5 protein-coding genes are annotated in these 8,102 nt (G+C 71.9%); 2 read left to right on the top strand and 3 right to left on the bottom strand.

Annotated features, from left to right (window positions below):
- Together N4P33_RS29265 and N4P33_RS29255 are read left to right on the top strand one after the other, a co-directional pair.
- The coding region (locus tag N4P33_RS29265; protein ID WP_313904604.1) for a tetratricopeptide repeat protein at nt 1-274 on the top strand (274 nt) is incomplete at its 5' end.
- Between the two features lie 156 nt (nt 275-430).
- On the top strand, nt 431-1,549 hold the full coding sequence (locus N4P33_RS29255) for an ADP-ribosylglycohydrolase family protein (RefSeq protein WP_260829918.1): 1,119 nt from the start codon (nt 431-433) through the stop codon (nt 1,547-1,549).
- A 216-nt stretch (nt 1,550-1,765) separates the two neighbouring features.
- Here N4P33_RS29255 and N4P33_RS29250 read toward each other — a convergent pair whose 3' ends face one another.
- The 3 genes from N4P33_RS29250 to N4P33_RS29240 all read right to left on the bottom strand — a co-directional run.
- Nucleotides 1,766-3,337: a sodium:solute symporter family protein gene (locus N4P33_RS29250; protein WP_260829917.1), complete on the bottom strand. Its 1,572-nt coding sequence runs from the start codon at nt 3,335-3,337 to the stop codon at nt 1,766-1,768.
- A gap of 154 nt (nt 3,338-3,491) precedes the next feature.
- Nucleotides 3,492-5,387, bottom strand: a complete 1,896-nt coding sequence (locus tag N4P33_RS29245) for an MFS transporter (protein WP_260829915.1) — start codon at nt 5,385-5,387, stop codon at nt 3,492-3,494.
- Between the two features lie 158 nt (nt 5,388-5,545).
- The coding region (locus tag N4P33_RS29240) for a D-alanyl-D-alanine carboxypeptidase (protein WP_399030318.1) at nt 5,546-8,102 on the bottom strand (2,557 nt) is incomplete at its 5' end.

The following is an 8,102-nucleotide window of genomic DNA, read 5'->3' as shown; positions in this document are numbered from 1 at the left end:
CCCGTGGGCGCACTGCGAGCACGGCGACGCCCTGCGCAACGCCGGCCGCGACGAGGAGGCCCTCGCCGCCTACGACCGCGCGCTGGCCCTCGACCCCGCGTACGCGTCGGCCCACGCCAGCCGGGGTGTGGCCCTCGCCAACCTCGGCCGCCGCACCGAGGCCCTGGCCGCCCTGGACCACGCCCTGGACCTGATCCCGTCCTACGCGTGGGCGCGTACGCAACGGGAGAGGATCAGCCGCGACCTCGACGAGAACGAACCGGCCCAGACGTGAGAAACCCCCGCGCCATTCAGCCGGTACGGCTCATACCCGACCACTTCCGACCACTGACCCCACACTCCGCATACCGTTTCGCCCTCTGAACCGACCGTTCCCGTTCGATTACAGTGCTGCGCATCGTCCGTACGCGTGGTGCCCTGGGAGGTCGAGGTGGGTGCGACTGCCGGGCCCGTGTGGGGGCGCCGTGAGCAGCAGGACTTCCGCAGCCGGGTGCGCGGGACGCTCCTCGGTGTCGCCGTCGGCGACGCGCTGGGCGCGCCCGTCGACGGACTGGGCATCGCCGCGATCCGGGAGGCGCACGGCGCGGAGGGCGTCGTCGACATGGCCCCCGCCTACGGCCGCCGCGGTGCCGTCACCCACCACACGCAGCTGACCCTGTTCTCCGTGGACGGCCTGATCCGCGCCCAGGTGCGCCGCGACACCGGCGCCTGGCATCCGCCGACCGATCTGCACCGGGCGTATCTGCGCTGGGCCACCACCCAGCGCGACTGGGGCCCGGACGAGCGCCGCAAGGAGGACGGCTGGCTGGCCCGCGAGGAGTGGCTGTACGCCCGCCGGGACCCGGCCCGCGCGCTGCTGCTGGGCCTCGGCGACGAGACGATGGGCACCCCTCAGGCGCCCAAGAACCCCGGCGAGGCGGGTCCGGAGGCGGCGGCCCGTTCCGCGCCGTTCGGTCTGCTCGTCGGCTGGGAGCCGCAACTGGTGGCCCAGCTCGCCGTGGAGTGCGCGGCCCAGACCCACGGCCACCCGACCGCGTGCCTCGCGGCGGGCGCGTACGCGGTGATCGTGCACGCGCTGGCCCGCGGCGAGAGCGTGGACGCCGCCGTGCAGCAGACCCTCGCCCTGCTGGCCGCCCGCCCCGGCCACCAGCCGGTCTGCGACGCCCTGCAACAGGCCCTCGGCGCGGTACGGCAGGGCATGCCCACCCCGGAGCGGGTGACGCAGCTGATCGGCACCGGCACCGCGGAGGGCCCGGTGGCCGCCGCCGTCTACTGCACCCTCGTCGGCGAGGACGTCCGGCGCGCCCTGTGCCTGTCCGTCAACCACGACGGCCCCTCCGCCGTCACCGGCGCCCTGACCGGCGGTCTCCTCGGCGCCCTGCACGGCGAGACGGCCCTCCCCCCGGCCTGGCTGGCCGAGCTGGAGGGCCGTCCCACCATCCTGGAACTCGCCGACGACTTCGCCATGGAGATGACCCAGGGCCCCGCCCTGCACAGCCCCGCCGCCTCCTCCCCGGCCTGGCTGGCCCGCTACCCGCGCGGCGCCTGAGCCCGGACGAGATGCCTGCGCGGGGGCGTCTAGGGTCTGTCGTTTGGATCACGCCGCAGACGCGGGGCCTGGCACGCACATCTGCCGCGTTGTCGTCGGTCGCCGACGCTCCGCGTCGACTCCCTCCTCCGCCTTGCAGCTGCACTCACCAGGCCCCGCTCACCGGCGCTGATCAGGCACCGCAGATTCCCTGCGACCTGATCCAAACGACAGACCCTAGTCCTTCACCGGCGTCCGCCCGGCCCCCGGCACCTCCTCCGCCGCCGGGACCGCCGCGGCCGCCGAGCCGCTGTCGCCGTCCGTGTTGACGGTCTCGATGATCGCCAGCCGCTCCGGGGTGTCCTCCGGCCTGGCGAAGCCGATCAGGACGTAGAGGATCAGCGAGACGGCGAGCGGGATGGAGACCTGGTACTCCAGCGGCACGCCGCCGTCGACCGCCCAGTGGATGGGGTAGTTGACCAGCCAGAACGCCAGCAGACCCGCCGCCCAGCTGGTCAGCGCCGCCGTCGGCCCGGAGCGGCGGAACGGGCGGAGCAGGCCCAGCATCATCGGGATGGCGATCGGGCCCATCAGCCCGGCCACCCACTTGATGACGACGGTGATGATGTCCTTGAACGTGGGGGAGTTGACCTGGGTGGCCACCGCCATGGACAGGCCGAGGAAGACCACCGTCGTCACACGTGCCGCGATCAGACCCGAACGCTCGCCCCACAGCCGCGCCTTCGCCGACAGCACCGGCGCCACGTCCCGCGTGAACACCGCCGCGATGGCGTTGGCGTCCGAGGAGCACATGGCCATGGTGTGGGAGAAGAAGCCGACGATGACCAGGCCCAGCAGGCCGTGCGGGAGGAGCTGTTCGGTCATCAGGGCGTAGGAGTCGGAGCCGTCCGCCTTCTGCGACTCCACCAGCAGCGGAGACATCCACATCGGGAAGAACAGCACCAGCGGCCAGACCAGCCACAGCACCGCCGACAGCCGCGCCGAGCGCTCCGCCTCCTTGGGCGTCGGGGTGGCCATGTAGCGCTGGGCCTGGTTGAGCATGCCGCCGTTGTACTCGAACAGCTTGATGAACAGGAACGCCAGCAGGAAGACCGTGCCGTACGGCCCGACCAGCGGTTCCCCGTGGCCCTGGAGCTCGGGCTCGTCCCAGGCGCCGAGGAAGCCGCCGTGGTCGCCGAGTTCCACCACCACCGCGACGAACATCGCGATCCCGGCGAGCAGTTGGATGACGAACTGGCCCAGCTCGGTCAGCGCGTCCGCCCACAGCCCGCCGATGGTGCAGTAGACCGCGGTGACCGCGCCGGTGATGAGGATGCCCTGGTTGAGCGAGACACCGGTGAACACCGACAGCAGGGTGGCGATCGCCGCCCACTTCGCGCCCACGTCCACGATCTTCAGCAGCATGCCGGACCAGGCCAGCGCCTGCTGGGTCTTCAGGTCGTAGCGGTTCTTCAGGTACTCCAGCGGTGAGGCCACGTGCAGCCGGCCGCGCAGCCGGTTGATGCGCGGCGCGAACAGCTTCGAGCCGATGGCGATGCCGAGGGCGATGGGGAAGGACCAGGTGACGAAGGACGTCACGCCGTAGGTGTAGGCGATGCCCGCGTACCCGGTGAACATCACCGCGCTGTAGCCCGACATGTGGTGGGAGATGCCGGAGAGCCACCACGGCATCTTGCCGCCGGCCGTGAAGAAGTCGCTGACGTTGTCCACCCGCTTGTGCGACCAGACACCGATGATGATCATCACGGCGAAGTAGCCGATGAGCACCGCCCAGTCGAGACTGTTCATGTCACCCCTTCCAGGCTTCCGAGTTCCGTATGGTGAACGGCTCGCTCATCCTGGGTAGGGGAAAGTGGGCGCGACAAGCGCCTGTCTGGTCAAGAGGAGGTAAAGAAGTTCTGAGAGCTGATCGTCGTTCAGAGATGTGAATGAGGGTGGGGCTTCACCGGAGCTCCTCCGGACAGGGCGTGCCACGCGGCAGCGTGTACGGCGCGGCCAGCCGGTACGTGCCCGGCTCCGGCGCCAGCAGCACCGTCCAGCGGTCGCCGTTCGCGTCCTCCTCCGTCTCCATCAGACAGCCGTTGACGTTCTCGTACGTCCTCGGCTCGTCCTCCGATCGGTTCTGCGACGCCTCCGTCTCCTGCGGCGGCTTCAGCTTGTTGCCCTCGGCGTCGACGATGCTCAGCCACGGCGAGTACGGGATGCGCACCAGGATCCGCCCGGCCTTCTCCACCCGCATCGTCATCTCGCCCTGCGCGGCCCGCTCCACGACCGCGTTCGGCTCCGCGAGCGGCGTCGGCTCGGTCACCTCGAACAGCTGCCAGTTGGCGTCGCCCCAGATCTGCTTCAGATACGGCAGACCCCGCTGCACCAGCTGCCGCTCGCGCTGACCGCCGTCGCCGTCCGGCTCGTCCTTCGGCAGCACGACGAAGTGCACGGCCCAGCGCTTGAGCCACTCGTGGTAGTTCGCCGAGTTGAGGGTGTCGTCGTAGAAGAGGGGGTTGCGTTCCATGTCGGCCTGGCGGTTCCAGCCGCGGGCCAGATTGACGTACGGCGCGAGCGCGGACGCCTCGCGGTGCGAGCGGGCCGGGACGACCTCCACCCGGCCCCGCTCGGCGCCGACCTCCTGCAACTCGTTCACCAGCGGCGCCAGCTCACGCGCCCAGGACGCGGCCGGCGTCGTGTGCACGACGTCGTCGACCGACTTGAAGCCGATCCACCCGACGAAGCCGACGAACGCGACGACGATCGTGTACCACTTGCGGGACTTCGGCACCGTGAACGGCAGCGCGGCCACCAGCACCACCCCCGCGAACAGCATCGCCAGCCGGGTGATGTTGGACCCGATCTGCGAGCTGATCAGCCACACCAGCACGACCCCGAGCCCGTACACCGCCGCCGTCAGCCGGACCGTCCGCCACTCCCGCGGCACGAGCACGTACACCAGGACCGAGTACACCACCGGCAGGATCACCGAGCCGATGCCCATCGGCTGCGTCCCCGAGAACGGGAACAGCCACGCCGACACCGCCACCACCGCACTCGGCGCGAGCCCCAGCGCCCACGCCCCCGGCCGCCGCTTCTGCAGGAACAGCGCCACCGCCACCAGACCCACGAACAGCCCCGCCACCGGCGAGCCCATCGTCGCGAGCGCCGCCAGCGGGGCCGCGCACAGCGCCTTCGCCCAGCGCTTGTACCGCCACCGGTACGGCCAGCAGAACACGACGGCGACCGCGCCGAGCGCGAACATCATGCCCAGGCCGAACGTCACCCGCCCCGAGGCGGCGTTGCACAGCAGCGCGAACACCCCGGCCAGCGCCGCCCACAGGGGATTGCGCACGGCCCGGCTGCGCATCAGCACCAGCGTCAGCAGCCCCGCCGAGACGGTCCCCGCGATCATCATGGTGGTCCGCACACCGAGCAGCGACATCAGATACGGCGACACCACGCTGTACGACACCGGGTGCATCCCGCCGTACCAGGCCAGGTTGTACGCCGAGTCCGGGTGCCGCCCGACGAACTCCGCCCAGGCGTCCTGCGCCGCGAGGTCCCCGCCGCTGTTGGCGAACGTGAAGAACCAGACGATGTGCAGCACACCGGCGAGCCCGGTGACGGACAGCACGGGGTGCCGCAGCATCCGGGCCCGGACGGCGAGAAGGGCGGCCCGGGGGCGGGAGGTGCGGGACGCCGTGCCGGACGCGGGTGCGGGCTGCTTCTCAGGCGTTGTCCGACCCCGGCCTATTCGCGGGTCGCCCGACCCCGGCGCAGGCCCCTGCCCCGGTCGTCGTTCCGTGCCCGGATCGGCGCCGTCGGCGCGTGTCGGCTCCGCTGTGGCCACCTGAAGGCACTCCCCGTGTCCCGTCTTCCGTTTGCTGCCGCGTCCCGTCCGCGTCCGTTCCCCACTGCGGCCGGTGACCGGCGACCTTGCCCGTTTCGTGACGCTAGCAGAACGTTCCGGCCGTCACCCGGGACGGGCGACGGCCGGAAAGACGGGGCTCAGGCGATGCGCGTCAGCTTGTCCGTGAAGCCGGGCTCCACGAGGTCCTTCTGCAGGGTCACCGGGACCTTCACCGCGCTGCTCGTGCCGTCCCCGACGGTGAGGCTGCCCACCTCGGTGCCGGCCTTCGCCCGGTGCGGCACCTCGTCCGCCGCGAACGTCAGCTTCACCTTCAGCCCCGCCCAGCCGACGGCCTTCACGTCCTCGGCCACGACGACGGGCGTACGCCCGCCGAGCCCGTCGTCCGCGTACCCGACGACCGTGCCCTTCTTGAGGATCGTCGCCGACTCCAGCGCGTCCTGGGCGGCCCGGATCAGCTGGTCGCCCGCGGTCAGCGCGGCGCTGAGGATGGTGTTGTCCACACCGCCCGCGGGCTGGCGGACGACCGCGCCGACGATGGTGCGCATCTCGCCGTCCACGTCCTTCTTCGCCGCGAAGACGAGGTTGCCCAGCGCCGAGGTGGTCGTGCCGGTCTTGATGCCGACGACGTCGTTCTTGCCGACCAGCTGGTTCCAGTTGGAGTGGTTGACGCCCTTGTAGTCGTCGTACGACATCATCGCGGCGACCTCGCGGAACGCGGGCTGCTTCATCGCGGCCTTGGCGAGCTTCACCTGGTCCACGGCGGTGCTGACGGTGGTGTCGTTCAGGCCCGAGGGGTCGGTGTACGTCGTGTTGGTCATGCCGAGGTCCTTGGCGGCCTCGTTCATCTTCTCCACGAACGCCTTCTCGGAACCGGCGTCCCAGCGGGCGAGCAGCCGGGCGACGTTGTTCGCGGACGCGATGAGGATGCTCTCGATCGCCTCGCGCTGGGAGATCTCGTCACCGGCGGTCACCTTCACGGTGGACTCCTGCCCCGCGTCGGACTGCTCCTCCGCGGTCTTGTCGATCTTGATCATCGGACCCTCGGCGCCGCTCTTGAGCGGGTGGTCGCGCAGGATCAGATACGCGGTCATCACCTTGGCGACACTGGCGATCGGTACGGGCTTCTGCTCGCCGGAGGAGCCGAAGGTGCCGATGCCCTGGACGTCGAGCGCGGCCTGTCCGTTCTCGGGCCAGGGGATGGTGGGCTTGCCGCCCTCGAAGGTGTAGTTCTCCTCGGCGGTGAGGTCGAGGGTGGGCTCCGGGAGCGGGCGCATGTTCTGTACGACCGCGAAGACGATCACCAGCAGCAGCACCAGCGGCGTCCAGATCTTCACCCGCCGCACGGCCGTCCGCAGCGGGGTGTCCGGCGGCGGCGGGGTGTTGGTCAGCTCGGCGAGCAGATCCAGCGGCGGCTTCGGCGGCAGCGGCTGCTGCGCGGTCCGCTCGGGCCCGATCTGGGGAAGCGCGGTGGTCGCGTCCGCGGCGGGCGGCGGCGGCTTACGAACCGCGGGATCGTCCACCTCTTTGAGCGCGACGAACTTACTGGTCCGCTCGGCCTCGGATTCTCCTTGGCCCGCCTTGTCCCGCTCACCGGCCCGCTCGACCCGGAGCATGGTCGTCGCCTGATCCAACGCAGGCCCGGACCGCACGGTCTTGAACACGGCGGTGGGCTGATCAACCTGCCGCTTGGGCTCCCCACCGGAGCCATCCTGACGGGTGCTCTCGCCATCACTTCCCTGGCCGGCGCCCGACGAGGGGCTGCCGCCCGCTCCCGGCCCGTCAGCACGGTCCTTGGCGACACCGGACGCGCGCGAGCGCTGGTCGTCACCGGTGGGTTCTGCTTCGGGCGCGTCGTCGGCGTCACGGGCCGGCGCCGCCTCGGAGGCGTGGGTCTCCTGCCCCCGCCGCCCCGGCTTGCCCTTGTCGTCGCCGCTGGGGTCCGTCTCGGGGCCGGTGTTCGCGTCGGTGCCCTCGGCTGTCGCCGCGTCGGAGGCGTGGGTTGCCTGTCCACGCCGCTCTCGCGCGCCCTCGTCGTCACCGGTGGCGTCTGCTTCGGCTCCGGTGGCCGTGTCCGCGTCGGCGGCGTCGGTCTGGGCCTCGGCGCCGGTCGCGTCCGCCGCACCCACACCGGAGGTCGCGTCCGCGTCCGCGTCGGCGTCGGCGTCGGCGTCGGCGGCAAGGTGCTCGCCGTCACCGGCAGCGGACTGCCCGTCCCGGGACCCGGAACCGCCCGTGGCGGAGCGCGCCCCGGATGCGTCGCCCGTGGAGGCGCTGTCGCCGTCCCGGCCCCGGGTCATGGCACGCCCGCTGCCGGTGCTGTCCGCCTCTGGTGCTTCGGGGGCGTCCTGGCCGGTGGTGTCCTCGGCGTCGTCGGCAACCGGGTCCGCGTCACCTGCCGCGCAGGTGCGCTCGTCGGCCTGGTTGCTGTCACTCACCGGGGCGCTGACGCCCGGTCGGTCTCCGGCGTCGGAGGGGGCGCGGTCCGCGTCCGGTGCGTCCCCCGCGTCGGTGCGGTCCGCGTCCGTCGCGTCCGTCACGGCGTTCGCGCCGGCCGCGGCGGAGCCTGCCTCAGACTCCGCGTCGTCGGCGGCAGCGGAGGCCGTGTCAGGCGCCCCGGCGGCGTCCGAAGCCGACTGCTCGGTTCCGGCGGCCGTGCCCGACTGCCCGGCGTCGCCGGCAGCCCTGCCCTCCGCG

The organism is Streptomyces sp. 15-116A (assembly GCF_025290915.1).
Classification (GTDB): Bacteria; Actinomycetota; Actinomycetes; order Streptomycetales; family Streptomycetaceae; genus Streptomyces.
This window is presented reverse-complemented; position numbering and strand designations above follow the sequence as displayed.

Bases quoted from the DNA above. Each gene is read 5' to 3' on its own strand.
- N4P33_RS29250 (WP_260829917.1), bottom strand. From the start codon at position 3,337: ATGAACAGTCTCGACTGGGCGGTGCTCATCGGCTACTTCGCCGTGATG.